General features: G+C 72.4%; 25 protein-coding genes and 1 riboswitch. Of the genes, 11 read left to right on the plus strand and 14 right to left on the minus strand.

The window, feature by feature from the left end:
* Positions 1 to 49 precede the first annotated feature (49 nt).
* Both AC07DS_RS08025 and AC07DS_RS08030 read left to right on the plus strand, forming a co-directional pair.
* A complete protein-coding gene (locus AC07DS_RS08025; protein ID WP_479143645.1) occupies positions 50 to 1,456 on the plus strand; it encodes an FG-GAP and VCBS repeat-containing protein in 1,407 nt (468 codons plus the stop codon).
* Positions 1,457 to 1,481: 25 nt separating this feature from the next.
* Positions 1,482 to 2,942: an FG-GAP and VCBS repeat-containing protein gene (locus tag AC07DS_RS08030; protein ID WP_479143646.1), complete on the plus strand. Its 1,461-nt coding sequence runs from the start codon at positions 1,482 to 1,484 to the stop codon at positions 2,940 to 2,942.
* An 8-nt stretch (positions 2,943 to 2,950) separates the two neighbouring features.
* Here AC07DS_RS08030 and AC07DS_RS08035 read toward each other — a convergent pair whose 3' ends face one another.
* Both AC07DS_RS08035 and AC07DS_RS08040 read right to left on the minus strand, forming a co-directional pair.
* The gene (locus AC07DS_RS08035; RefSeq protein WP_479143647.1) at positions 2,951 to 4,063 is read right to left on the minus strand and encodes a sensor histidine kinase; all 1,113 of its coding nucleotides are present in this window, start codon (positions 4,061 to 4,063) and stop codon (positions 2,951 to 2,953) included.
* A gap of 1 nt (position 4,064) precedes the next feature.
* Positions 4,065 to 4,808 carry a response regulator transcription factor gene (locus AC07DS_RS08040; RefSeq protein WP_479143648.1) on the minus strand — a complete coding sequence of 248 codons (744 nt, stop codon included), beginning with the start codon at positions 4,806 to 4,808 and terminating at the stop codon, positions 4,065 to 4,067.
* Between the two features lie 104 nt (positions 4,809 to 4,912).
* On the opposite strand from AC07DS_RS08040, the gene AC07DS_RS08045 reads away from it, so the two are divergent.
* From AC07DS_RS08045 to AC07DS_RS08055, 3 genes are all read left to right on the plus strand, one after another.
* Positions 4,913 to 5,614 (plus strand): glycosyltransferase family 2 protein, encoded by a 702-nt coding sequence (locus AC07DS_RS08045; protein ID WP_479143649.1) that lies wholly within the window; start codon positions 4,913 to 4,915, stop codon positions 5,612 to 5,614.
* An 84-nt stretch (positions 5,615 to 5,698) separates the two neighbouring features.
* Positions 5,699 to 6,316 (plus strand): TIGR04282 family arsenosugar biosynthesis glycosyltransferase, encoded by a 618-nt coding sequence (locus AC07DS_RS08050; RefSeq protein ID WP_479143650.1) that lies wholly within the window; start codon positions 5,699 to 5,701, stop codon positions 6,314 to 6,316.
* Entirely contained in the window at positions 6,313 to 7,206 is an 894-nt protein-coding gene (locus AC07DS_RS08055; protein WP_479143651.1) for a class I SAM-dependent methyltransferase, read from the plus strand. Before AC07DS_RS08050 ends, AC07DS_RS08055 begins: the two co-directional genes overlap by 4 nt.
* 346 nt (positions 7,207 to 7,552) lie before the next feature.
* Here AC07DS_RS08055 and AC07DS_RS08060 read toward each other — a convergent pair whose 3' ends face one another.
* Positions 7,553 to 8,836 (minus strand): molybdopterin-dependent oxidoreductase, encoded by a 1,284-nt coding sequence (locus AC07DS_RS08060; RefSeq protein ID WP_479143652.1) that lies wholly within the window; start codon positions 8,834 to 8,836, stop codon positions 7,553 to 7,555.
* Between the two features lie 113 nt (positions 8,837 to 8,949).
* Between AC07DS_RS08060 and AC07DS_RS08065 the strand changes: the two genes are divergently transcribed.
* From AC07DS_RS08065 to AC07DS_RS08075, 3 genes are all read left to right on the plus strand, one after another.
* Positions 8,950 to 10,275, plus strand: coding sequence for a hypothetical protein (locus AC07DS_RS08065; protein WP_479143653.1), 1,326 nt, complete (start codon positions 8,950 to 8,952; stop codon positions 10,273 to 10,275).
* 124 nt (positions 10,276 to 10,399) lie between these two features.
* Positions 10,400 to 10,864, plus strand: a complete 465-nt coding sequence (locus AC07DS_RS08070) for a hypothetical protein (protein WP_479143654.1) — start codon at positions 10,400 to 10,402, stop codon at positions 10,862 to 10,864.
* Entirely contained in the window at positions 10,861 to 11,214 is a 354-nt protein-coding gene (locus AC07DS_RS08075; protein ID WP_479143655.1) for a transcriptional regulator, read from the plus strand. The genes AC07DS_RS08070 and AC07DS_RS08075 overlap by 4 nt, the downstream gene beginning before the upstream one ends.
* On the opposite strand, the gene AC07DS_RS08080 is transcribed toward AC07DS_RS08075, so the two are convergent.
* From AC07DS_RS08080 to AC07DS_RS08100, 5 genes are all read right to left on the minus strand, one after another.
* Positions 11,215 to 12,162, minus strand: coding sequence for an MIP/aquaporin family protein (locus AC07DS_RS08080; protein WP_479143656.1), 948 nt, complete (start codon positions 12,160 to 12,162; stop codon positions 11,215 to 11,217). It lies immediately after the preceding gene.
* 95 nt (positions 12,163 to 12,257) lie between these two features.
* Positions 12,258 to 12,923: an SDR family NAD(P)-dependent oxidoreductase gene (locus AC07DS_RS08085; RefSeq protein ID WP_479143657.1), complete on the minus strand. Its 666-nt coding sequence runs from the start codon at positions 12,921 to 12,923 to the stop codon at positions 12,258 to 12,260.
* 64 nt (positions 12,924 to 12,987) lie between these two features.
* A complete protein-coding gene (locus tag AC07DS_RS08090; protein WP_479143658.1) occupies positions 12,988 to 13,707 on the minus strand; it encodes a DUF4328 domain-containing protein in 720 nt (239 codons plus the stop codon).
* 59 nt (positions 13,708 to 13,766) lie between these two features.
* Positions 13,767 to 14,300 carry an NUDIX hydrolase gene (locus tag AC07DS_RS08095; protein ID WP_479143659.1) on the minus strand — a complete coding sequence of 178 codons (534 nt, stop codon included), beginning with the start codon at positions 14,298 to 14,300 and terminating at the stop codon, positions 13,767 to 13,769.
* A 183-nt stretch (positions 14,301 to 14,483) separates the two neighbouring features.
* Positions 14,484 to 15,410 carry a LysR family transcriptional regulator gene (locus tag AC07DS_RS08100; RefSeq protein ID WP_479143660.1) on the minus strand — a complete coding sequence of 309 codons (927 nt, stop codon included), beginning with the start codon at positions 15,408 to 15,410 and terminating at the stop codon, positions 14,484 to 14,486.
* 124 nt (positions 15,411 to 15,534) lie between these two features.
* Here AC07DS_RS08100 and AC07DS_RS08105 point away from each other — a divergent pair, with 124 nt between their 5' ends.
* Positions 15,535 to 16,023 carry a DUF2871 domain-containing protein gene (locus AC07DS_RS08105; RefSeq protein ID WP_479143661.1) on the plus strand — a complete coding sequence of 163 codons (489 nt, stop codon included), beginning with the start codon at positions 15,535 to 15,537 and terminating at the stop codon, positions 16,021 to 16,023.
* On the opposite strand, the gene AC07DS_RS08110 is transcribed toward AC07DS_RS08105, so the two are convergent.
* The 4 genes from AC07DS_RS08110 to AC07DS_RS08125 form a co-directional block, all read right to left on the minus strand.
* Entirely contained in the window at positions 15,959 to 16,852 is an 894-nt protein-coding gene (locus AC07DS_RS08110; protein ID WP_479143662.1) for an RNA polymerase sigma-70 factor, read from the minus strand. The genes AC07DS_RS08105 and AC07DS_RS08110 overlap by 65 nt on opposite strands.
* Positions 16,853 to 16,857: 5 nt before the next feature.
* Positions 16,858 to 18,123: an NAD(P)/FAD-dependent oxidoreductase gene (locus tag AC07DS_RS08115; RefSeq protein ID WP_479143663.1), complete on the minus strand. Its 1,266-nt coding sequence runs from the start codon at positions 18,121 to 18,123 to the stop codon at positions 16,858 to 16,860.
* A 123-nt stretch (positions 18,124 to 18,246) separates the two neighbouring features.
* A complete protein-coding gene (locus AC07DS_RS08120) occupies positions 18,247 to 18,663 on the minus strand; it encodes a DUF7144 family membrane protein (protein WP_479143664.1) in 417 nt (138 codons plus the stop codon).
* Positions 18,664 to 18,780: 117 nt separating this feature from the next.
* Entirely contained in the window at positions 18,781 to 19,467 is a 687-nt protein-coding gene (locus AC07DS_RS08125; protein WP_479143665.1) for a DUF6445 family protein, read from the minus strand.
* 252 nt (positions 19,468 to 19,719) lie between these two features.
* Between AC07DS_RS08125 and AC07DS_RS08130 the strand changes: the two genes are divergently transcribed.
* Positions 19,720 to 20,472: a DUF4142 domain-containing protein gene (locus AC07DS_RS08130; RefSeq protein ID WP_479143927.1), complete on the plus strand. Its 753-nt coding sequence runs from the start codon at positions 19,720 to 19,722 to the stop codon at positions 20,470 to 20,472.
* On the opposite strand, the gene AC07DS_RS08135 is transcribed toward AC07DS_RS08130, so the two are convergent.
* Entirely contained in the window at positions 20,469 to 22,115 is a 1,647-nt protein-coding gene (locus AC07DS_RS08135) for a glycoside hydrolase family 13 protein (protein WP_479143666.1), read from the minus strand. The two genes, AC07DS_RS08130 and AC07DS_RS08135, sit on opposite strands and share 4 nt — an antisense overlap.
* A gap of 114 nt (positions 22,116 to 22,229) precedes the next feature.
* Positions 22,230 to 22,412: riboswitch (cobalamin riboswitch) on the plus strand.
* A gap of 29 nt (positions 22,413 to 22,441) precedes the next feature.
* Here AC07DS_RS08135 and nicT point away from each other — a divergent pair.
* Positions 22,442 to 23,533 carry a Nickel transporter NicT gene (gene nicT, locus AC07DS_RS08140; protein ID WP_479143928.1) on the plus strand — a complete coding sequence of 364 codons (1,092 nt, stop codon included), beginning with the start codon at positions 22,442 to 22,444 and terminating at the stop codon, positions 23,531 to 23,533.
* Positions 23,534 to 23,582: 49 nt separating this feature from the next.
* Here the strand turns inward: nicT and AC07DS_RS08145 are convergent, their stop codons facing one another.
* Positions 23,583 to 24,548 (minus strand): nucleoside hydrolase, encoded by a 966-nt coding sequence (locus tag AC07DS_RS08145; RefSeq protein ID WP_479143667.1) that lies wholly within the window; start codon positions 24,546 to 24,548, stop codon positions 23,583 to 23,585.
* Positions 24,549 to 24,574: the final 26 nt, after the last annotated feature.

The following is a 24,574-nucleotide window of genomic DNA, read 5'->3' on the forward strand; positions in this document are numbered from 1 at the left end:
CTATCGCGCCATCGGGCGCCCGGGATCCGCCCCGACCGTGGGAGACACCTTGCGCAAGCGCACCGTCCTGCTGACCGCCGCGCTGCTCGCCGCCGGCCTGGCCCCGGTGGTGCCGGCCACGCCGGCGTCCGCGGCCACGGCGAAGTACGCGGACGACTTCAACGGCGACGGATACCGCGACCTCGCCCTCGGCGACCGCACGGCCACCGTCGCCGGCAAGAAGGAGGCGGGCGCGGTCGTGGTCGTCTGGGGCACCGCTCACGGCCCCGACCCCGCCAAGCGCTCGGTGATCACGCAGAACACCCCCTACATCGCGGGCACCGCGGAGACGAACGACTTCTTCGGTGCGAAGGTCACCCCGGCGGACATGAACAAGGACGGCTACGGCGACCTCGTCGTCACCGCCCCCGGCGAGGACGACGGCGCCTACCACGGCGGCTTCACCATCCTCTGGGGCTCCAAGTCCGGCCTGACCGAGGGGACTTCGTTCAGGAGCCCGAGCTGCAAGGACTGCGGCTTCGCCAAGGACGTCGCCGTCGGCGACTTCACCGCCGACGGCAAGCAGGACGTCGTCGCGATCACCGACGACTACATCTACGTCCTGCGCGGTCCGTTCACGAAGTCCGGCTCGCGCGGCACGGCGACCAACCTCGACCCGATCGACGGCGAGGACATCAAGCCGGACCTGGTGGTCTCCGGCAAGGTCACCAAGGACGGCACGGCCGACTTCGCCGTCCTCGGCTACGACTCGGACACCTGGACCAACCGCGCCTGGTTCTACCGCGGCGGCTCGGGCGGCCCCACCAAGCCGACGCGGAAGATCGGCCTGCTGGGCGACTCCGGTCTGGTGGACGCGAGCGCCACGGTCGCCGACTTCGACAAGGACGGCTACGGCGACCTCGCCGTCGGTCTCGCCCGCATGGGCAAGGGCGGTACCGTCCGGGTGTACAAGGGCACTTCCCAGGGCCCGAGCACCACGGGCACCTCGTTCACACAGGACACGGCCGGTGTCCCTGGCACGCGCGAGTCGGTCGACTACTTCGGTTACGACGTGTCGGCCGCGGACACGAACGGCGACGGCTACCCGGACCTCGCGGTGGGCGTGCCTGGCGAGGTCATCGGCGACAACATGTTCCGCGGCGGCGCGGTCACCGTCCTGCGCGGCGGCAGGGGCGGCCTCACCGGCAAGAACGCCCGCCAGTACGACACCGGTACCCCGGGCGTCGAGGGCGACCCGGCCGACGGGAACGACGGCTGGCTCGGCGCCTCGGTCCTACTGCGCGACTTCAACCGCGACGGCCGGGCCGAACTGGTCGCCTCCGCCTGGGAGATCGGCCGCCTCCACCTTCTGCCGGGCACGGCTTCCGGCCCCACCGGAACCGGCTCGACCCTGTTCACTCCTCAGTCCCTGGGCCTCGGCAACCGTTCCTCGTTCGGCGCGAGCCTGCCCGACTGACCCGCTCTTCCTCGGAGACACAGACGTGAGACACCCTCTGCGCGGCAGCACCGCGCTCGCCGCCCTGCTCGTCGCGGGGCTGACCCCGGTGGCCCTGTCCACCTCCGCCTCGGCCGCCCCTTCCGGGCTCCAGGGCGACTTCAACGGCGACGGCTACCGGGACGTGGCCGTCGCCGCCTCGTCCGCCACGGTCGGCGGCAAGTCCGACGCCGGCCAGGTCGCCGTCGTCTACGGCACGGCGAGCGGGCTGAACCCGGCCAAGCACCAGCTGATCAGCCAGAACACCGCCGGCATTCCCGGCGACGCGGAGAAGGGCGACCAGTTCGGCGAGCAGCTCGCCACCGCCGACCTCAACCGCGACGGCTACAGCGATCTCGTCGTCGGAGCACAGCACGAGAACGCGGGCAGCGCCCAGGAAGCGGGCACGGTCGTCATCGTCTGGGGCTCCAGGAGCGGCCTGTCCGGCGCCACGACGGTGAAGAACCCGCAGACGCTGTACGGCAGTTACTTCGGGATGAGCATCGCGGCGGCCGACTTCACCGGCGACGGCAGGCCCGACCTGGCGATCTCCGCGCAGAGCGACACGGAGAACCCCGGCAGCTGGCGGGTCCGCCTGATCCGGGGCCCGTTCACCAAGGCCGGCTCGACCGGCCGGGTCTCCTCCTACTCCCCCGGCATCGACAGGCCGGCCCTCACCGCCGGCCGGGTGAGCGGCGACTCCAAGGCCGACCTGGTGGTCACCGGGCAGAAGCCGAACGGCGACCATCTCGCCACGGCCGTCTACTACAAGGGCACCGCCGACGGCATCAGCAAGGCGGCGAGCCTGCGCACCGCCGGGACGGCCGCCATCGGCGACCTGAACAAGGACGGCTTCGGCGACATCGTCCTCGGCAACCCCGAGGACCCGGCCGACGAGCCCTCGGCCTCCACCGGCGGCAAGATCCACGTCATCTACGGCACCTCGTCCGGCCCGAGCGCCACCCACCGGGTCTCGATCACCCAGAACACCCCGGGCGTCCCGGACTCCTCCGAGGAGACCGACCGCTTCGGCCAGGCGCTGGCGATCGGCGACTTCGACAAGGACGGCTACGGGGACCTGGCGGTCGGCGCGCCGGGCGAGACCTTCGGGGACGACTCCGACTACCGCTCGCACGCCGGCGCGATCACCCTGCTCCGCGGCTCGGCCTCCGGCCTCTCCACGAACCGCCCGGTGTTCCTCACCCAGGACAGCCCCGGTGTGCCGGGCACCCTGGAGGCGGGCGACGACTTCGGCCGCACCCTCCTCGCCTCCGACGTGAACCACGACGGCCACGCCGACCTGACGGCCGCCGCCGTCGGCGAGAACGACCCCGAGGGCGCGGTCTGGTTCCTGCCGGGTGCCTCGTCCACGCTCTACTCGACGACCGCGTCCACCACCTTCGGCCCGACCGCACTGGGCCTGCCGGCCCGTAAGTACACGGACTTCGGGGGCGAGTTCGCGGGCTAGGAGTACGGCTACGCCTTCGCCGCCGGCAGGGTCACCTCGAAACGGCAGCCGCCCGGGATGTTGCGGACGGTCGTGCTGCCCCGGTGGGCCTCGACGATCCCCCGGACGATCGCCAGGCCGAGCCCCGCTCCCGCCGGCGGCGTGCGCGCGTCCGTGCCGCGCCAGCCGGTGTCGAAGACGCGCGGCAGATCCTCCTCGGGGATGCCGCCGCAGCCGTCCGTCACCGACAGCACCACACCGTCGGGGACGCGCTCGGCGGCGATGGCGACCGTGCCGTCGGCGGGGGTGCGGCGGATGGCGTTCACCAGCAGGTTGGCGAGGACCCGGCTCATCTCCTTGCCGTCGACCTCCACCGGCAGCGGTTCCACCCGGTCGCCCACGAGCCGTACGCCGTGCTCGCGGGCGAGCGGTCCGACCCCCGCGAGGGCGTCGCCGACCAGGTCGTACAGCGAGATCCGGGCCGGGCTCAGGGGCAGCGTGCCGGCGTGGATACGGGAGAGTTCGAAGAGGTCGCCCACCATGTCGTTGAGGCGTTCCACCTCGGTGCGTATCTGCTTCAGGTAGCGGTCGGGGTCGGCCGCGACCCCGTCCTCCAGGGCCTCCGACATGGCACGCAGCCCGGCGAGCGGGGTACGCAGATCGTGCGAGATCCACGCGACGAGCTCCCGCCGGGAGGTCTCCAGAGCCCGCTCGCGTTCCCGGGACGCGGCGAGCCGGGCGCTGGTGGCGGCCAGCTCACGGCTGAGCGCGTCGAGTTCGGCGGTGGCGGGGGCCTCGGGCGCGGCGAAGGCGCCGCCGTCACCGAAGTTCCGTGCGGCGTCGGCGAGTTCACGGCTGCGGGCGACGACCCAGCGGCCCAGCAGCAGCGCGGTGACCAGGGAGACCGCGGCCGCCATGGCCACGACCGTGGTGACGACCCGCAGGTCGTGCGAGGACAGGAACATCGCCTGGGCCACGGCCATCGTCCCGGCGAGCATGGCGACCACGCCGACGGCCGCCACCACGGCGAGGGAGGTGGTGAGGGAACGCCGTCGGATCAGCCGCAGCACGGCCGCTCCGACGAGGCCGCTGGCGGCGGCGCCGAGGAAGGCGTAGAGGGCGATGAGCAGGGTGTCGCGCATGTCAGTCGCCCTCCGTTCCGGTTCCGGTGGGGTCGAAGCGGTACCCCACGCCCCACACCGTGCGGATGAGGCGGGGGCGGGCGGGGTCGTCCTCGACCTTGCCGCGCAGGCGGCGGACATGGACCGTGACGGTCGACAGGTCACCGAAGTCCCAGCCCCACACCTCCCGCATCAGCTCCTCCCGGCCGAACGCCCGTCCCGGATGCCGCAGGAAGAACGCGAGCAGGTCGAACTCCCGGAGGGTGAGGGCCAGATCGGTGCCGTTCTTGGTGGCGCGGCGGCCGGCCGGGTCCACGGTCAGACCGGCCGCGCCCAGCGGGCCGCGCGGCACGGCGGGCCGGGCACGGCGCAGCACCGACTCCACCCGCAGCACCAGCTCCCGCGGGCTGAACGGCTTGGTCACGTAGTCGTCGGCGCCGACCTCCAGGCCGAGGATGCGGTCGTCCTCGTCACCGCGCGCGGTGAGCATGACGACCGGCACCGGACCGTGCTCGCGCAGCCGCCGGCACACCTCCAGGCCGTCCATCCCGGGCAGCATCAGATCGAGCACCACCAGGTCCGGCTGGTGCACCGCGGCCCGGGCGAGGGCGGCCGGGCCGTCGGCGGCACGGTCCACGGTGTATCCGGCCCGGTCCAGGTACCCCGCGACGACCTCGGCGACGGTCGGATCGTCGTCCACGACGAGGATCCGGCCCGGGGAACCGGGTCGCGGTCCGGCGTCCTGTGATGCGTACGGCTGCTGCATGTCTCCACCCTGGCACCCGGCCGCCCCGGAGGCTCGGCCGCGGCTCCGACGTCCGCGTTTCGTAAGGAGCTGATGCCCCCTTTGCCCCGGTTCGGCTTCGTAGGGTGAACGCCGTGACGAGCACCTCCCCTCCCCCTTCCGACGTGGACGTCGTGCTGCCCTGCCTGAACGAGGCCGAAGCGCTGCCCTGGGTCCTCGCGCGCGTCCCGGCCGGCTGGCGCGCCCTCGTCGTCGACAACGGCTCCACCGACGGCTCCGCCGACCTGGCCCGTGGCCTCGGGGCGACCGTCGTGCGCGAGGAGCGGCGCGGCTTCGGCGCCGCCTGCCACGCCGGGCTGCTGGCCGCCACCGCCGACGTGGTGTGCTTCTGCGACTGCGACGCCTCCCTCGATCCCGGGCAGCTGGTCCCGTTCGTCCGCGAGGTCCGGGCCGGCGCGGCCGACCTGGTGCTCGGCCGGCGCCGCCCGCAGGCCCGGGGCGCCTGGCCGGCCCACGCCCGCGCCGGCAACCTCGCCCTCTCCCACCTCCTGCGCCGCCGCACCGGCCTGCGCCTGCACGACCTCGGGCCCCTGCGCGCGGCCCGCCGCGAGCGGCTTCTCGACCTGGGTCTGACCGACCGCCGCAGCGGCTATCCGCTGCAGATGGTGGTCCGTGCCGCCGACGCGGGCTGGCACATCACCGAACACGACGTCCCGTATCTCCCGCGCAGCGGCGCCTCGAAGGTCACGGGGACCTGGCGGGGCACGTGGCAGGCGGTCCAGGACATGAGCAAGGTCCTGCACGAGCCGCCTGTCGCCCGTGTCTAGCGGCTCGTTGTCCGTGCCTGGCTGCGGGCGAGCGAAACAACCCTGTCCAGCCCCCACTCAGGTCACCAGTCAAGGAAGGCCCACATGACCACCCTCCTAGTCATCGCCAAGGAGCCCTGCCCGGGCAGGGTCAAGACGCGCCTGACCCCGCCCTTCTCCCCCGAGCAGGCCGCCGCCCTCGCCGAGGCCTCGCTCGCCGACACGCTGCGGGCCGTGGCCGCGGCCCCGGCCACCCGCAGAGTCCTCGTGCTCGACGGCCGGCCGGGCCCCTGGCTGCCCCCCGGCTTCGACGTCGTCCCCCAGTGCGCCGGCGGACTCGACGCCCGCCTCGCCGACGCCTTCGCCCGCTGCGCCGGCCCCGCCCTGCTGATCGGCATGGACACCCCGCAGGTCACCCCGCAGCTGCTCACCGTGGACTTCGCGGACTGCGACGCGTACTTCGGACCGGCCGAGGACGGCGGGTTCTGGGCGCTGGGCCTGGCCCGCCCGGAGCCCGCGCTGCTGCGGGGGGTACCGATGTCCGCGCCGGAGACCGGGGTCGTGCAGCGGGAGCGGCTGGTCGCTGCCGGGCTGCGGGTACGGGACCTGCCCCGGCTGCGGGACGTCGACACCGCCGCCGACGCCCGCGCGGTCGCCACCCTCGCCCCGCACGGCGCCTTCGCCGCCCGGCTGGCGGACTGCACGGCGGCCGGTGCCCGATGACCCCCGCATCCGGCCCGACGACGGCTCCACGCAGCCGAGCCGCAGCCGCACCCGCACCCGCACCCGCACCCGCACCCGGCGACGAAAGCGTCACAGGTGGTGCGGGTGGGAACACGATCGCCGACGGCGAAGCCGAGGCGGTTTCGGCCGACGCCCCGCGGGGCCCCGCCTGGGCCCTCTCCGACCCGTACGCCACCGCCCTGCGCACCGGCCGGGGCCCGCTGTACCTGCGCCGCACCGACGGCTGGCTGCTGCCGCTGGAGGTGGAACGCTGGTGCGCCGACGCGGACGCGGTGGACTCGGCGGTGCTGGACCGCTGCGAGGGCGCCGTCCTGGACGTCGGCTGCGGCCCGGGCCGGCTGGTGGCCGAGTTGGCCGCCCGGGGCCGTACCGTCCTCGGCGTCGACGTCAGCGAGGCGGCCGTCACCCGCACCATCACGGTCGGCGGCCAGGCCCTGCGCCGCTCGGTGTTCGACCCGCTGCCCGGCGAGGGCCGCTGGGGCACCGTCCTGCTCATGGACGGCAACGTCGGCATCGGCGGCGACCCGCGCGCCCTGCTGCACCGGATGAGCCAACTCCTCGCTCCCGGCGGTCTGTTGATCGCCGAGACGGTCCCGCTGGACGTGGACGAGCGCACCCGGGTGCAGGTCGTCGACGTCGCCCACGGGCGGGCCCGCACGGGCGACCCGTTCCCGTGGGCGCGGATCGGCACCCCGGCCCTGCTGCGACTCGCGGACCGGGCCGCCGAGTGGCGGGCGGAGGCTCAGTGGACGGCCGGCGACCGCCGCTTCGTCGCCCTGCGCACCCGCACCGCGAGCAGCAGCGCCGAGCCGCCGAAGAGCAGGGCGGTGATCAGCAGCCAGCGGCCGAGGAAGACGTCCGCGGACTGACCGGTGGCCAGGCGGTAACGCACGGCCACCCGGTTGGAGATCAGCGGGAACCACACGAGCAGCAGCAGCCCCGACAACGCGGCCGGCACCCGCACGTACATCACCCATGCGCGCCGTCCGACCGCGTCGAGACCGTGCACGACCGCCCGGTCCGCCACCGAGTACAGCGGCAGCAGAACGAGGTCGTGCAGCAGGGCCGCCCCCACGACCCACAGCGCCACCCCGAACCAGTCACCGGCGAGCAGCCGTACACCGGCGTACACGGCGAGCGCGAACGAGCAGCAGAGCAGCAGGATCTGCAGCGGACTGCCCACGGGCAGGCGGCGGATCACGGGCAGGCGGCGCATCAAAGGTCTCCGAAGGTCAGCCGGGCCACCCACTTGGTGTTGAGCACGCCCGGTGCGGCGGGCACGATCACGCGCGCCGGGTGACCGTGGTCGGGGGACAGTTCCTCGCCGTTGACGTACAGGGCGAGCAGGGAGCGCGGGTCGGCCACCTGGTTGGCGCGCAGGGCCGCGCGGCGGAAGGCGCCGTGCCGCTGCAGGGACTCCACGAACACGTCCGGCGGGTCGCCCTCGTAGCCGACGAGCGCCGCGAGGTCCCGCAGCCGCACCCCGCGCCACCACTGGTCGGCGGTGGACCAGCCCTCCACGCAGGCGATCGGCAGCGACGAGCTGTGCAGGGGCAGTCGGAGCAGCTGGGCGCGGCTGAGGCGCACGGTCCCGGTGCGGCCGGTGACGACGAGCCGCCACGCCTCCTCGCTGGTCTCCGCCGCGTCGATGCCCGCGTACGCGGCCGTCTTGTTGATCTGGAAGCCGTTCGGACCACCGCCCGGGTCGGCCCCGCCGTGCGGCGCGAGCAGGGCCGTACGCCGGAAGGGTCCGCCCAGGCTCTGCCCGACCGTGGTCAGGAACAGCAGCAGCGAGCCGCCGCCGACCAGCCACAGCGCCCCGCGCCGGGACACGGTGGGCGGATCGGGGTCCGGCGCGGCCAGATCGTCCGCGTCCTTCTCGTCGCTCTCGTCCCTCTCGTTGCTCTCGCTGCTCTCGTCCCCCTCGCGCAGCCGCCGCCGTACGGTCCGCACCGCGGCCGGCGTCTTCAGCACCGCGTGCGCCACGAACGCGGCGAAGAACACCCACGCCCCGTAGAAGTGCAGCGGATAGAAGGAGCCGGGGAAGACGTAGTCCAGCTGGATGTTGAGCACACCGGTCGTGAACTCGAACAGCCCGCCGCCGACCAGCAGCAGCAGCGAGATCCGCTCCAGCGCGTGCGCCACGGAGCGGGCCGGCGGCAGCGTGAACAGCTTCGGCACCACCGACCACAGCTTGGCCAGCAGGACCGGGACCAGGGTGATGCCGAGGGTGACGTGGAGGCCCTGGGTGAACCGGTACAGCCACACCGGTCCGGTCGGCCACGCAAAGAGGTAGAAGCCGAGGATCCCCTTGTCGGGGGTCGTGTCGTTCACCGGGTGCAGGTTCGGGTTGTAGGCCGCGTACGACACCAGGCCGGTCACGAACAGCACGGTGATGCCGGCGAGCAGCACGAGTCCGAGCATGGAGGTGAACCAGCGGCCGCGTAGGGGGCTGCGCCAGAAACCGGGGGAGGTGGGAAGCCGGGGAAGGTCGGGCATGCCCCGACCGTAAGCCGCGAAACGCCCGGGAAAGAGGGCACGACCCATGACGAAACGCTGACGTCCGGCCTGTACGACGACCCGTACGGGGCCGTGCGGCCTAACGTGCCGACGTGACCCGCTCCCTCCGCCGTGATCTGTACGCCGCCGGGGCCGCCGCCCTGCTCGTGACGGTGGCCGTCCTGGTCGGCCGCCACCTCCAGGACACCTACCGCGTCCTGTTCGTGCACTGGCCGCCCGTACTGGCCGAGTGGGACCCGCACGTGGGCCCCGGCACACCGGCCGCCGTCCTCCTCGCTGCGGCCGGCGTGGCCTACGGCCCGTCCCTGGCCGCCCGGCTGCCGTGGCGTGCCCTGCTGGTGACGGCGTGGGCGTCGGCCATGGCCTGGATCCTCTCCCTCGCCCTCGTCGACGGCTGGCACCGGGGCATCGCGGCCCGCCTCACCACCCGTGAGGAGTACCTCCGGGTCATCGGCCGCTTCCACGACATCCCGGCCGCCCTGCGGGACTTCACCCATCACATCGTCAGCGGCACCCCGGCCCCCTGGCCTGCCCATGTCGCCGGTCACCCGCCGGGTGCGACGCTCACCTTCGTCCTCCTCGACCGGATCGGGCTGCGGGGCGGCGGCTGGGCCGGGATGTGGTGCGTGACCCTCGGCTCGACGGCCTGCGTGGCGGTCCTGGTCGCCGTCCGCGCCCTGGCGGACGAGACCCTGGCCCGGCGGGCGGCCCCCTTCCTGGTGCTGGCCCCGGCGGCGGTCTGGCTGGGCACCTCCGCCGACGCGTACTTCGCCGCGGTCGCCGCCTGGTCCGTGGCCCTGCTCGCCCTCGCGGTCACCCGCCGCTCCCTGCTCCGGGCGGCGGCCTCCGGCCTGCTCCTCGGCCTGACCTGCTACCTGTCGTACGGCCTCACGCTGTTCGCCCTCGTAGCGGCGGCGGTCCTGCTGCTGGGCCGGGACGGCGTGCGCGAGCGCCCGGGGCTCCTTCTGGCCCTTCTCGCCGGACTCGCCGTCGTACCGCCGGCGTTCACGCTCGCGGGCTTCGACTGGTGGACGGCGTACCACCTGTTGGTGACCCGCTACTACCAGGGCGTCGGCGGCAAGCGTCCCTACGGCTACTGGGTGTGGGCCAACCTGGCCTGCACGGTGCTGATCACGGGTCTGGCGACGGCGGCGGGCCTGCGCCGCACGGCCACGGCCCTCACCCGCCGCACCGACCCCGCCGCCGTCCGCCTGGCGGTCCTCGTCTGCACCGCCCTCCTCGCCCTCCTCGTCGCCGACCTGTCCGGGATGAGCAAGGCGGAGACCGAGCGCATCTGGCTGCCGTTCGCGATGTGGCTGCTGCCGGCGTGCGCGTATCTGCCCCACCCCCGGGCCTGGCTCACCGCGCAGGCGGTGCTCGCACTGCTTCTCAACCACCTGCTGCTGACGGGCTGGTGAGGCCTCCGGTGAGGCAACTGACCAGCTCCTGGAAAGTACTTGCATTATTGGAAAGTACTGTCCATGCTGAAGGTGATCAGTGGGCGGTCCGACCAACTGCCCCACCCGCACCGGAGGTACACACATGGCCAGCACGGGGGACCCCATCGACGCACGACAGGCACAGGACGCGCTGACCGCCGCACGAGCCGCCCAGGCCGCGGCACGCACGGCCGGCGACCGGCGGACCAGGCCCCGCGGTTACGCCGTCGGCCAGGCCCTGACCTTCGCGGCCGGCTTCATCGCACTGGGCCTCGCCGGCAGCCGGCCGGGGTGGGCTGCGTGGCTGCTGACCGGCGGGCTGCTGAGCCTGGCCGCGTTCTTCGCCCTGGTCTGGATCGGCGCGCACCACGGCGGAGTCACCCACTGGTTCGACCGGCGCCGCGAGCCCGGCCGGTACGCCTGGCGGACCTGGCTGCTCCCCCTCGCCCCCATCGCCGTGAGCCTGCTGGCCGCGATCCCGTACGGCACGACGGGCTGGCTGGTGGCCTTCGGTCTCGCGGGCGGTCTGGAGCACCTGCTGCGGGCCACCGGGGTGGGCACGGCATGACCGGAACGCCTCAGCCCCCCGCCCTGGACCGGGAACTCCACCACCCCACCCGGCTGGCCCTCGCCGCCTACCTCTCCGCGTGCGGGGAGGCGGAGTTCGCCGTCCTGCGGGACTACTGCCAGGTGTCCGACTCGACGCTGAGCAAGACGCTCTCCGCCCTGGAGAAGACGGGCTACGTCAGCATCCGCAAGGGCTACCTGGGCAAGCGCCCGCGCACCTGGGCTGCCCTCACGTTCACCGGCCGGCGCGCACTGACGGGCCACCTGACGGCTCTGGAGGAGATCGCGTCGGCGGCCCGCAGGGCGGCAGCGGGGTCCGAGGGGGGCCGGTCGGAGCCCGGAGAGGACTAGCTACTCCTCGTCGACCTCCTCCGTCCCCCGGGTCCGGCCCGGCTCGGGCAGCTCGCCCAGTTCGGAGCGCACGAGCAGGACGTCGCCGATGAACAGGTCGTAGATCAGGATCCCGATGATCCCGCCGACGAACGGCCCGACGATCGGGATCCACCAGTAGCCGCTGTACACGCCGGACACGCTGCCCGGGAAGGCATAACTCTGCCACCCTGCCGCATAGGTGAGCAGCCGCGGCCCGAAGTCACGGGCCGGGTTGATGGCGTACCCCGCGTTGGCGCCGTAGGACATGCCGATCGCGGCGACCACGAAGCCCACCAGCAGCGGGCCGAGGTTGGCCTTCACGGCCTGGTTGCGCAGGTCGATGAGGGCGGCGATCAGCATGAGCAGGAAGGCCGTACCGACGATCTGGTCGATCAACGGCCCCCAGATGCCGCCGTGGAAGTACGCGGCCGGGAAGGTCGCGAAGATGGAGAACGTGGCATTGGTACGCCCGTTCACCTTCGGCCCCGTCGCGGCGTGGTCATAGGCGCTGATCGCGTCGTGGTACACGAGGTAGACCAGCGCCGCGCCCGCGAATGCGCCGACCACCTGCGACAACATGAACGGCAGGACCTTGGTCCAGGCGAACCCGCGGCGGATGGCCATCGCCAGCGTCACCGCCGGATTCAGGTGGGCACCGCTGACACCACCGGCGACGTAGACACCGAAGCAGACGGCGAACGCCCAGCCGAACGCGATCAGCAGCCAGTCACCGGCCGCGAGGAAGATCGTCGTGGGCGTCGCCGCACGGCCGGAACCGGGGAGTCCGGCCACCGCCATCGCGACCACGCCGCAGCCGAAGGAGATGAGGACGAAGGTCCCGAGGAACTCCGCCATGCACTCGCCCAGCAGGCCACCCCGGCGCCTGAACTGGGAGGGCTTGATGAGCGGGGGGATTTCGACAGCCATTGAGGCCCCCTTGAAGAGAGCGATACGGCCCGATACGACCATCTTGGCCCACAAACGCTCTTCACGCAGGGCGACGCGATCTCCGGGCCGCCGGGTCAGCTGTCGAGGTCGTCGGCGTAGTGCCGGAAGCCGTGCCGCTCCCGGTGCATGCCCCACAGGGTCTCCGCGAGCACGGCCGGGTCCTTGCGCACATGCCCGGGCGTGATGGCCCCGGGGATCACCAGCTGGGCGACATGGATCCCCTCACGGGCGAGCCGGTCGTGCAGCAGATGCCCGTACGCGCTCTCCGCGGCGAACGCGATCGAAGTGCCCGCCCGCTCGGGATGCGGCACGGCGGCCGTCCCGCCGTTCACGAACAGGATGGTCCCCCGCCCCAGCGCCCGCATACCGGGCAGCACCTGCTGCACGGCGGCCACCGGCCCGTACACCGAGAACTCGATCGGCCCGAGCAGGTCCCGGTGCCGGGTCTCCAGCACGGGCCGCATGAAGTCCCGGTGCGGGACCGGGCTGTACTGCAACACCTCGACGGTCCCGAGCACGGCCGCGGCATCCTTCAGGGCCGCCACCAGCTGCTCCGGCCGACGCACATCGGCGGGAAACCCACGCGCGGCGACACCCTCGTCGGCAAGCTCGCCCACCAGGACCTGCAGTCGCTCCCGGTCCCTGGCGACGAGGGCGACGTCGTACCCCTCCCGCCCGAACCGGCGCGCGACGGCGGCACCCAGCCCGGGCCCGGCGCCGACGACGGCAATGGTGCTCATGGGTAGATCCTTGCCCGTACGACGGCACACCACCACCCACGCCCGGGCAGGACGGTGACGGGTCTCAGCCCTCGGCGGCGCCGGCGGCGGACGCCGCCGCCACACCCGGCTGCCCCTGGCGAATCCGCTCCACCTGTACGGCGGTGACGGCCCGCACGGCGAACGCGCCCGCCACGGCGGCACCGATGACCGCGGCGTCGGACACGAGCAGCGGCCACACCTCGGTGTACGCGCGGGCGATGAGCTTGTCGGTGGAGTCGCGGTACATGATGCCCACCCCGCCGAGCATCCCGATCACCCAGAGCGCCCACCACACGTTCACGGAGACGGGCAGCTTGCGTCCCGGAGCGGTGGTCCGAAAGGCGTCGGCGACGATGCCGCGCGGGAACCACAGGCTGACGACGGGCACGAGCCACCCCAGGTAGACCCAGATGCCTGCGTACTTCGGCGTCTGCCCCGTGAGCACGCGCGCGTTGTCCCGCACCCGCCACATCCAGGAGAGAAAGAGGAGCGCGCAGAGGAAGGCGGCGCCGCCCCCGATGCTGGTGACGAGGTGGTACGAGTCCTCCAGCCCGTTGAGCGCCCGGTGCACCCCGTCCCCCTGGTCCGGCGGCCCCGCGGCAGGCTCCCCGGCCATGGCCAGCCGCACCTCCCACACGGCCCGCACGACCCATGCGAGCCCCGCGAGCAGCAGGGCCCCGGCAGTCAGCCGCCCGGACACCACGACGGGCCTCAGACCGAGGGAGCGGGAGGGCGCGGCGGACTCGACTATCTGTTCGTTCACCGCATCATCCTGACGCACGGCCACGCAGAGCTGCCAGGGACACGCCAGGCACGAGGCGATCAGCGAATGCCCTCGTCCATGAGTACGTACAGCAGCCCCACGAGCGACCCGCTGCTGACGATCTCGCGCCGGTCGATCATCCCCCGCACCTCGGCGAGCGGCACCCACTCGATCCGGTCCGACTCGTTCTGCTCGGTCGGCGGCCCGACGTACGCGGCCCCGTCCGCACGGAACACATGATGCTGCGAGTCGGTGATCCCGTTGGCCGGCTCGGCGTAGATCAGCGGCTTCAGCGGCCCGGGACGCCAGCCGGTCTCCTCCAGCACCTCACGCGCCGCCGCCTGCTCCGGCGTCTCCCCCTCCTCGATCAGCCCCATGGGGAGTTCCCAGGCCCACGAGTCCGTGATGAACCGGTGCCGCCACATCATGAGGATCTCGCGCCGGTCGTTGACGACGGCCCCCACCGCGAGGTGCCGCAGCCGCACGACGTGGTACTCCCACCGCAGCCCGTCAGGCTGCTGCACGTCCACCAGGCACAGATTCACCCACGGATTCGAGTAGATCCGCCGCTCCCCATAGGTCTTCCACTCCATCGAGGCACCCTTTCCACCGGCTGCCCGCAGCCTCCCAGAGAGACCCGCACCGACACGCCCCCGCGCATCCCGTGCGGATGAAACAGCGCAGATCGGCACCAGCCGGACGAACACGATGGGTACGGTGTCCGCCTCCGCTCATGAGCCGGCAAGGGTCGTCGGACTTCCCGTGCAGAAACCCCCTCAGGCCTCCGCGTCCGGCACCGGCACCGCGCACCGGCAGTCCTCGCCGGTCGTCGGCGGTGCGTCGGACAGCGCCGCCGTGAAGGAGCGGATGAGCGGGCTCTCCGCGGCCGTGCGCCAGACCGGGGCCCATCGGGACGGCGGGGCGTCGAGGATGGGGATGAAGGCCAGGTTGGGCCATGGGTAGAAGTCCGCGATGTCGCCCGACACCGAGGCGACGGCCTGGCCGTTGGCCACGGCGGTGAGGGCCTCCTGCCACGTCGAGACCTGCGGGCCACGGGGGATGGGGCGACCGGAGGGGGTGTGGAAGGGGTTGAGGGCCTCTTCCATGTAGGCCGGCAGGGCGCGGCTGGCCACGAACGCGCAGTCGGCGAGGTCCTCCAGGCGGACGGCGTCGCGCCGGGCGTACGGGTGCGAGGCTCCCGTCATGAGCAGGGTCCGTGAGGTGTGGATGACCGGGCCCACGGTGAGGTCCGGTTCCTCGACGGGCAGCCAGAGTACGGCTATGTCGACGTCCCCGGAGCGGAGCAGGTCCAGGGGTGCGGGGGGCTGGATCTCGCGGAAGCGCACCTGGACCGCCGGGGAGCGGGTCCGCAGGTGGGCCACGGCGGCGGACAGCATCCAGGAGTGGGGGCCGACGGTGCCGACCGTCAGGGTGTCCGTCCCGCGGGCGGCGGCCTTGGCCGCGGCGACACCGTCCATGATCTGCCGGTAACCGGCGCCGAGTTCACGCCGCAGCTGCTCGCCGAGCGGGGTGAGCCGCACCGCGCGGCTGGTGCGTTCGAACAGGAGGCCGCCGATCTGCCGCTCCTGCTTCTTGATCGACTGGCTGACCCGGGCCTGGGTGACGTGCAGGCGGTGCGCCGTGCGGCTGAAGTGCAGTTCCTCGGCGAGGGTCAGGAAGATCTCGATGTCGCGGAGCTCCACTCGTGCCCCTTCGGACTCATTAGCCGACGGCTATGACTCGTTATCAGGTTCATCGTTGATGCCCGAACGGGCCCGGCGCAAGGTGGGGGCCGACACCGAAGCGGATCCACGGGGGAAGACGCACATGAGGAAGATCCTCAACACCGCCCACATCTACATGATCATCGGGCTGGTCAGCGGTCTGTACTACCGCGAGCTGACCAAGGCGAAGGACTTCGAGGGGGACACCCAGCTCGCCGTCGTGCACACCCATGTACTGGCGCTCGGCATGCTGTTCTTCCTCGTCGTCCTGGCGCTGGAGAAGCAGTTCTCGCTGACCTCCCACCGGCTGTTCGGCTGGTTCTTCTGGACCTACAACGCAGGCCTGGCGGTGACCGTCGGCATGATGACCCTGCACGGCACGCTGACGGTCCTCGGCCACTCCGGCTCCGACGCCATCGCCGGGATCGCGGGCCTCGGCCATGTCCTGCTGACGGCGGGCCTGGTGCTCTTCTTCGTCACGGTCGGCAAGTGCCTGCCCGGCGCCTCCCGGGCCGAGGGCACCGGAGTCACCCGCCCTGTGGACGCAGCCCCGTCAGCTTCTCCGGGTTCACCTGCAGGCGCAGATTCCTGATGCGGTCCTCGGTCAGGTCGTAGGTGAGGGCCGCCACCGGCATCTCGCCCACGGTGAACAGGATGCCCAACTCGCCGTTGACGAGGGCCTGTCGGAAGGTGACGCCAGCCGACTGCGGCTTCGCCAGGACGCCGAGGATCCAGCGCGCCACGTGGTCGGGGCCGTGCAGCGGGCGGCGGGCCGCGGTGACCTTGCCGCCGCCGTCCGACCAGCAGGTGACGTCGGGGGCGAGGAGTTCCATCACCGCGTTCAGGTCGCCGCCCGCGCACGCCTCGATGAACCGGGTGGTGATCCGGGCCCGCCGGTCCGGGTCCGTGTCGTGGCGCGGGCGGCGGGACTGGACGTGGTTGCGGGCGCGGTGGGCGATCTGACGGACGGTGGGTTCCGGGCGGTCCAGGATGCCGGCGATCTCCGCATGGGAGTAGCCGAAGACCTCGCGCAGGACGAACACCGCCCGCTCCACCGGGGTCAGCGTCTCCAGGACCACCAGCATGGCCGTCGACACGCTGTCGGCCAGCTCCGTCTCCTCGGCGACGTCGGGAGAGGTGAGCAGGGGCTCGGGGAGCCAGGGGCCCACGTACTGCTCGCGGGTCGCGCGGGCCGAGGTCAGCCGGGTCAGGGCGAGGTTCGTGACCGTGCGGACCAGGTAGGCGCGCGGATTGCGGACCGCCGAGCGGTCCGCCGCGTTCCAGTTGAGCCAGGCGTCCTGCAGGACGTCCTCGGCGTCCGCCACACTGCCCAGCATCCGGTACGCCGTCGCGAACAGCAGCCGCCTGTTCTCGAGGTACGGGTCCGGGCTCCCGCCGCGCTGCGCCTGCGTGATCTCCATGGGAATCAACCTGCCAGAACGGCCCCGCTCGTGTCGTCGGCGGCGGTCTGCCTCCTCGCCCGGCCCGCCTTCGACACCGCCGCGGTCACGTTCATGCGCCTGCTCAGCCGGTAGAAGGTCAGCGGGCTCCCGCTCACCAGCTCCTTGTACCGGACCGCCGCCCGGCCCCTCAGATACGCCCGCCGCGGGGTGTCGTCCGGGTGCGTGAACTGGATGACCGCGTCCCTGCGGCCGAGGCTCACCGGCTGGTGGACGTAGCCGAAGCGGAAGGGGCGGGCCGGGCGGCCGCGCAGCAGGAGAGCGATCGTGTCCGCCGTGTACGCCGCCGTCGGCATCCCGCTCTGGCAGGTGCCGTGCAGCCGGCCCCAGGGCATCCGGATCGCCGCCGCGTCACCGATCGCGTGGATCTCGTGGTGGGAGACCGAGCGCAGGGTCTCGTCCACGAGCAGCAGACCCCGCTCGTCCACCGCCACGCCCGCCCGTGCCGCCAGCGGCGAGACCCGTACGCCCGCCGTCCACACGCACACCGTCGACTCGAGCACCTCGCCCGACGCCAGCGCCACCGCGTCCGGCCGCACCTCGGCCACCCGTGCGCCGGTGCGGACCGTGACGCCCAGGCGGGTCAGGGCGGCACGCAGGTACGACCGTGCCTTCCCGCCCATCATCGCGCCCGGCTCCTGTGTGCAGAGCAGGGTCACCGACAGGTCCGGGTACGACTCCGCGATCTCCGCCGCGGCCTCCACCCCGGTCAGCCCGCCGCCGCACACCGTCACCGTGCCCGCCGTCCGCGCCGTCTCGGCCAGCCGCGCCGCCAGACGGCCCGCCGGACCGTGCCCGTCCAGGGTGCAGGCGTGCTCCGCGGCTCCGGGCACCGCGCCGGTGTCGGCCCGGCTTCCGAGGGCGTAGACCAAGGTGTCGTACGGCAGTACGGCCGCGGCCGGGGCCGCGTCACCCTCGCCGCCGGCGTCCACCGTCACGGTGCGTGCCTCGGGGTCCAGGGCCGTCGCGTACCCCTGGACGAAGGTGATGCCCGTGCCCGCCAGCAGGTCGGGGACGCGGTGCTCGGCGAGTTCCTGGCCGGTCGCCGCCTGGTGCATGCGCAGGCGCTCGGTGAAGCGGGCCGAGGCGTCGACCAGGGTCACCCGGACGCCGGTGCGGCGCGTGCGGTGGGCCAGCCGGATCGCGGCCAGCATGCCGGTGTAGCCGGCGCCCAGCACCACGACCCGGTGGCCGTCCTGTGCCCGTCGTCCGGTCTTCGGCTGCTTCGACATGTCCACTCCCGGGGTCGGGTCACCGGGCACGTCGTCTTCGTCCGGTGCCGGTGACGACCATGGGACTGGCGAGCCCCGCCACGCGTGACAGTCCCTGCTTGTGACTCGCATCACAAGCAAAGGTCAGTCGGTCGGATGGCCCGGCTGGTAGACGGCGAGCGACCAGATCACGAAGAAGTCGATGGCGATCATGACGAGCGCCCAGATCGGCGCGTACGGCAGGAACAGGAACTGGGCGATCACGCTCAGGGAGGCGAGGCCGATGCCGACGGCCCGGGCCCAGTCGGCGCGCCTGAGGACGCCCGCGCCGGTGACGACGGCCACGACACCCAGGACGAGGAGGATCCAGCCCCAGCCGGTGAGATTGATCTTGTACACGTACGCGCCGATGCGGCTGTACACGTCGTCGGCCGCGATCGCGGAGATGCCCTGGAGGACGGCGAGGACGCCCTCCACCAGGAGCAGCACTCCCGCGAAGACGAGCCCTCCCTCGGCCCAGTCGGTCCTCCCCGCCCGGGCCGGACGAGTGTGCTGCGTCATGGCCGTACCTCCGCCGTCGTCCCGAGTCGGTCGTAGGTACGACGATCCGGCCCACCCGGCCCGGAGACCACGGGGGTTGCTCCGTACGGGTGAGCCGGCGGGCCGGGGCGGAACGGCTCAGGCCATCCAGAAGAAGACGGCCGTCATCCGCTTCTGTGCCAGCTCCTTGCCGAAGTAACCGGTCGCGCTGTGCACCAGGTTGGCGTTGTAGAGGAGGAGGCGGTTGTACCGGTGCGGGACGCGGACGTCCTCCTCGAAGGCGTCCGGGGTGACGAACCGGGTGCCGAGGGCCTCGACGAGGTTGTTGTGCGGGGCCTGGACGACGTTGCCGCCGAGCCGGCCGCCGGAGAGGGACTGGCGGAAGAAACTGGTGCCGCAGTCCTTGGGCACCTGCGGGTTGAGGTACAGCACGGCCGCGTACCGGCACAGCGCACGCGAGTCGGTGTGCGGGCGCGGTTCGCTCTCGCCCTCGCCGACCACCTGCACGCAGTTGTGGTTGAGGGTGCCGCCGCCGGGCGCCTGCTGCACCCACAGCTCCCTGGCCCCGGTCGCCTGCTTCACCAGCCGCTCGATGCGGCCGAGTTCACCGGGCTCCAGGCCGGGCATCGCACGCAGTCCGGGCCAGGTCTCCGAGGTGTACGGGTAGCCCTTGACCCAGTCGTCCTTCGCCAGACACCGCTCGCGCACCGCGTCGACGTCCGGCAGGACGTCGTCCAGGACCCAGTAGTCGCGGCCCTTGGTGGGCTTGCGGTAGGGCAGCACGGGCAGTGCGGCGGGCGTTCTCGGGGGTGGCTGTGGGGGCATGCGGCGAATCTAGGACCGCGTTTCCCCTGGCTTCTCCCGAGGAAGAGTCAACTCTCCGGCGGGAAGGTCAACCTTTCACCAACCGCGGTCTTCGGCCCCTCAGGCACGACCGGGACGAATCTTTACCCGAAACCACCGACACAAATGACCTCCGCATCCGTACTGCTGTGCGTCCGAACCGCCTGCAGGCGGATCCACGGCCAGGCAGGAGGCACGGTGCGCATCTCGCGGAACGCGACGGGAACTCTCTTCGTGGGCGGAGCAATGGCCCTGACCCTCGGTGCGCTCGCCTACCCGAGCATGCTGGGTGTCAGCACGGTCTCGAGCTCTCCGGACCGTGTCATCGCCAACACCCAGTGGGGTCCGCTCACCGAGTCCGACCGGGACTTCGTGGTGAAGGTGCGCGCGGCCGGTCTGTGGGAGTACCCGGTGGGGCAGATCGGGCTGCAGAAGGGCACCACCAAGGGCGTCCTCGAGGCCAGCAAGCACCTGATCGACGGGCACTCCGCGCTGGACACCTCCTGCCGCAAGATCGCGCCGATGCTGAACATCACGCTGCCCAACGTGGCGAGCCCCCAGCAGGAGGGCTTCGTCAACACGCTGAAGTCGGACAGCGGCAAGAAGTTCGACACCGACTTCGCCAACATCCTGCGGATGACACATGGTTCGATCTTCAACACCATCGCGAAGATCCGGTCCACCACCAAGAACTCGCTGGTGCGCGCCCTCGCCGACCAGGCCAACAACACCGTGCTCGACCACATCACGGTGATGGAGAAGACCGGTCTGGTCGACTTCGACCAGACCCTCTTCCAGCAGACCACCCCGCCGAAGCTGCCCAGCACGGACCTGACCCCGCCGCCCCCGCCGGCGGGCCAGCCGGAGGTCGTCCTCACGCCGCCGCCGAACGCCACCTCCACCCCGGTGAACATCGACGGCCTCACCGGCGGCAACGGCGGCGGCTCCGGAGGGGCTTCACCCGCCCCCAGCCCGACCGTGGGCTAGGCCAGCCACGCCGTGGTGTCCGGCGGGAGAACGCCCGGCTCCGGGAGCGGGGTGCTGACGAGCAGCACCTCGCCCGGGGGCAGTCGTACCGGCTCCGCGGTGAGGTTGGTGACACAGCGCCAGGTCTCGGTGCGGGCGAAGTCCAGCACCCCGGCAGGGGCACCGGGCGTCCAGGTCAGCGTCTCGCCCTCCAGCAGCTTGCGGCGCAGCCTGAGTGCGGCGCGGTACAGCTCCAGGGTGGAGCCCTCGGCACCGGACTGGGCCTCGACGGCGTATGCCGCGAAGGACGCCGGCTGCGGCAGCCAGGCGACCCCGGACCCGAAGCCGTACGAGGGTCCGGTCGTCGTCCACGGCAGCGGCACCCGGCAGCCGTCGCGGCCCTTGCGGGCATGGCCCGTCTGCTCCCAGACCGGGTCCTGCAACGCCTCGGCGGGCAGCTCGGCGACCTCGGGCAGGCCTAGTTCCTCGCCCTGGTAGACGTACGACGATCCGGGCAGCGCCAGCATCAGCAGGGTCGCGGCCCGGGCCCGGCGCAGGCCCGCCGCCCGTTCGGCCGGCGGCGCCGCGCCGCCGGACAGCAGCCAGGCGTTCTCGTCGGTGCCCGGCGGGAGCACGAGGCGCGAGGCGTGGCGGACGACGTCGTGGTTGGAGAGCACCCAGGTGGCGGAGGCACCGGCGGCCCGGGCCGTCGCCAGTGAGCCGGTGATGACCTGACGGAGTTCGTCCGCGTCCCACCCTGCCTGCAGATACTCGAAGTTGAAGGCCTGGCCGAGTTCGTCCGGGCGGGCGTACAGCGCGCGGCGCGCGTCCGGGACCCAGGCCTCGGCGACCGCGGTGCGCGGCGGGCTGTAGGTGTCGAGGATCTTGCGCCAGTCGCGGTAGATCTCATGGACCTCGTCACGGTCCCAGTAGGGGTGGGTGCCGGGTTCCATCCGCTGCAGGGCCTCCTCGCCCGCGGCGCCCAGACCGCCCAGGTCCCGAAGCGGGTCGGTCAGGTCCTTGGCCAGGCCGTGGGCGACGTCGACGCGGAAGCCGTCGACGCCCCGGTCGGACCAGAAGCGCAGGGTGGTGCGGAAGTCGGCGCGGACCTCCTCGTTCTCCCAGTTCAGGTCGGGCTGTTCGGGCGCGAACAGATGCAGGTACCAGTCGCCGTCGGGGACACGTCGCCAGGCGCTGCCACCGAACACCGACTGCCAGTCGGTGGGCGGGAGTTCACCGGTATCGCCGCGGCCGGGGCGGAAGACGTAGCGTTCGCGGGCCGCGGATCCGGATCCGGCCCGCAGAGCCTCCTGGAACCAGGGGTGCAGGTGCGAGGTGTGGTTCGGGACGATGTCCACGACGACCTTCAGACCGAGCCGGTGGGCCTCGGCGGTCAGCGCGTCGAAGTCGTCGAGGGTGCCGAGGCGCGGGTCGACGTCCCGGTGATCGGCGACGTCGTAGCCGCCGTCGGCGAGTTCGGAGGGGTAGAAGGGGCTGAGCCACAGGGCGTCCACGCCGAGCGTGGCGAGGTGGTCCAGACGCTCGGTGACGCCCCTGAGGTCACCGAGGCCGTCGCCGTCGGCGTCGGCGAAGCTGCGCGGATAGACCTGGTAGATGACGGCCTGGCGCCACCAGTCGGGATTCCTGGAGGAGAGGTCTGGCATACACGGACTCTGTCCACATTGCCCGGAAACGGAACCTCGGCTGTTCGTCCGCCCGGCCGTGTGATCTTCAATACCAGGACAGCTGTGCGGCTTTGCAGGCAAAAGGATCGCCGCCTACGGTGAACGGGCCGTGGTGCTCGGGAAGTCGATGCAAGGTCGACGCGGCCCTCGCCACTGTGATCGGGGAGTTCCCGTTCCGTCCGGCAGCCGCCGGGCCACTGGTCGCAGGACCGGGAAGGCAGGAACGGCGAACGCATGACCCTAAGCCAGGAGACCGGCCACGGCATCTCACGAAGTGATCCACGAGGTGCTGGAGCGTGAACCCGATGGCCGGGATGCCCGATGCCGCTTTCCGCTGGCGACGCGAGGACACGATCAGGACGGCGGGGCTGCTGGCGGTCGTCGCCGCCCTGCACGTCGTCGCGTTCGGCGTGCTCTTCCTGCTCGTCGCTCCCGGGCACTACAAGGTCGGCCGGGACGTCTTCGGCGTCGGCCTCGGCATCACCGCCTACACCCTCGGCATGCGGCATGCCTTCGACGCCGACCACATCGCCGCGATCGACAACACCACCCGCAAGCTGATGGCCGACGGCAGGCGGCCGGTGTCGGTGGGCTTCTGGTTCGCGCTGGGCCACTCCAGCGTCGTGGTGGTGCTGGCCGCGCTGATCGCCGGCGGCACCCGGCTCGCGGGCAAGGTCATGAACGAGCACTCGCGCACCCACCAGGTGCTCGGCTTCCTCGGCACGACCGTCTCGGGCACCTTCCTCTACCTCATCGCCGCCCTCAACCTGGTCGCCCTGGCCGGCATCCTGAGGGTCTTCAGGGCCATGCGGGCGGGGACGTACGACGAGAAGGAGCTCGAACAGCACCTGGATTCCCGGGGCTTCATGAACCGCATCCTCGGCCGCCTCACCAGGTCGATCAGCCGCCCCGGGCAGATGTACCCGCTGGGCTTCCTCTTCGGGCTCGGCTTCGACACGGCCACCGAGGTCACACTGATGGTCATGGCGGGCTCGGGAGCCGCGGCGGGCCTGCCCTGGTACGCGGTCCTCTGCCTCCCCCTCCTCTTCGCCGCCGGGATGAGCCTGTTCGACACCCTCGACGGCACGTTCATGAACTTCGCCTACCAGTGGGCGTTCTCCAACCCCGTCCGCAAGGTCTTCTACAACCTCACCATCACCGGCCTGTCCATCGCCGTCGCCCTCTTCATCGGCACGATCGAGCTGGTCGGCGTCGTGCACGACAAGTTCGCCCTGACCGACGCCGTCACCGGCTGGATCGCCGGGATCGACCTGGACAGCGTCGGCTACCTCATCGTGGGCCTGTTCGTGGTGGTGTGGGCGGCGGCGCTGGCGTACTGGCGGTACGCGCGGGTGGAGGAACGGTGGGCGGCCCGGGTGCCGGCGGCCTCCGACTGAGGCCGGACGTCCCGCCGGCCCGGCCGGTGTCCGCCCCGCCGGACCTGCCCTAGCGGCGCGCCACCGTCTCCAGGTACAGCTTCACGTACCGCTCCACGTCCACCGCCAACGCCACGTCCACCAGCGCCTGTTCGCGTGCACCGCCGTGGATCTCGGACTCGCCGGGACGGGCGCGGCGGTCGACGATCGTCTGACCGCGGGTCGGGCCGGGGGCCAGGCTGACCTCGACGGGCAGCAGCCGGGTGGTGATGCCGGCCGGGTCCGCGACCGCGCACACCGCGCCCGCGTCACCGAGCCCGCCGGCCGGGTCGTCGCCGTCGGGGTCGGGTGCGGACGGGCGGTGGGCCAGCAGCTCACCGGCCAGCCGGGTGCCCGGCTCCCTGCTCTCCCGCAGCCGCCGTACGTCCGTGCCCGGTACGACGACCTGGGTGAACACGTCGAGTCCGTACATGGTGATCGGCACCCCCGCGGTGAGCAGGACCGCCGCCGCCTCCGGGTCGTGCCAGACGTTGAACTCGGCGACCGGCGTGGCGTTCCCGGTGGCGACCGCGCCGCCCATGAACACGATCCGCTCGATGTTCCGGGTCACCTCCGGATGGGTGCGCAGCAGGAGCGCGATGTTGGTGAGCGGTGCGGTCGGGATCAGGGTGACCGGCGTCGGGGAGCCCAGGATCTCGCGGTACAGGAGGGTCACGGCGTCCACGGCGGCGCGGCCTCGTCTGGGCGCGGGCAGGCCGAGGTCGCCCATGCCGTCCACACCGTGCACATGCCGGGCCGAGCGGGCCGGCTCGATCAGCGGGCGCTCGGCACCGCGCGCGACCGGGATGTCGGGGGCGCCCGCCTCCTCCAGCACGGTCAGGGTGTTGTGGACCACCCCGTCGACGTCGGTGTTCCCGGCCACGCAGGTCACCGCCCTGAGATCCAGGCCCGGGTGGCGTACGGCGAACAGCAGGGCCAGGGCGTCGTCGACGCCGGTGTCACAGTCGATGATCACGGGAATGGGCTGACCGGTCACGTCGGACTCCTTCCGTCATAGCGACA

The sequence above is a fragment of the Streptomyces sp. NPDC044064 genome, from assembly GCF_056434245.1.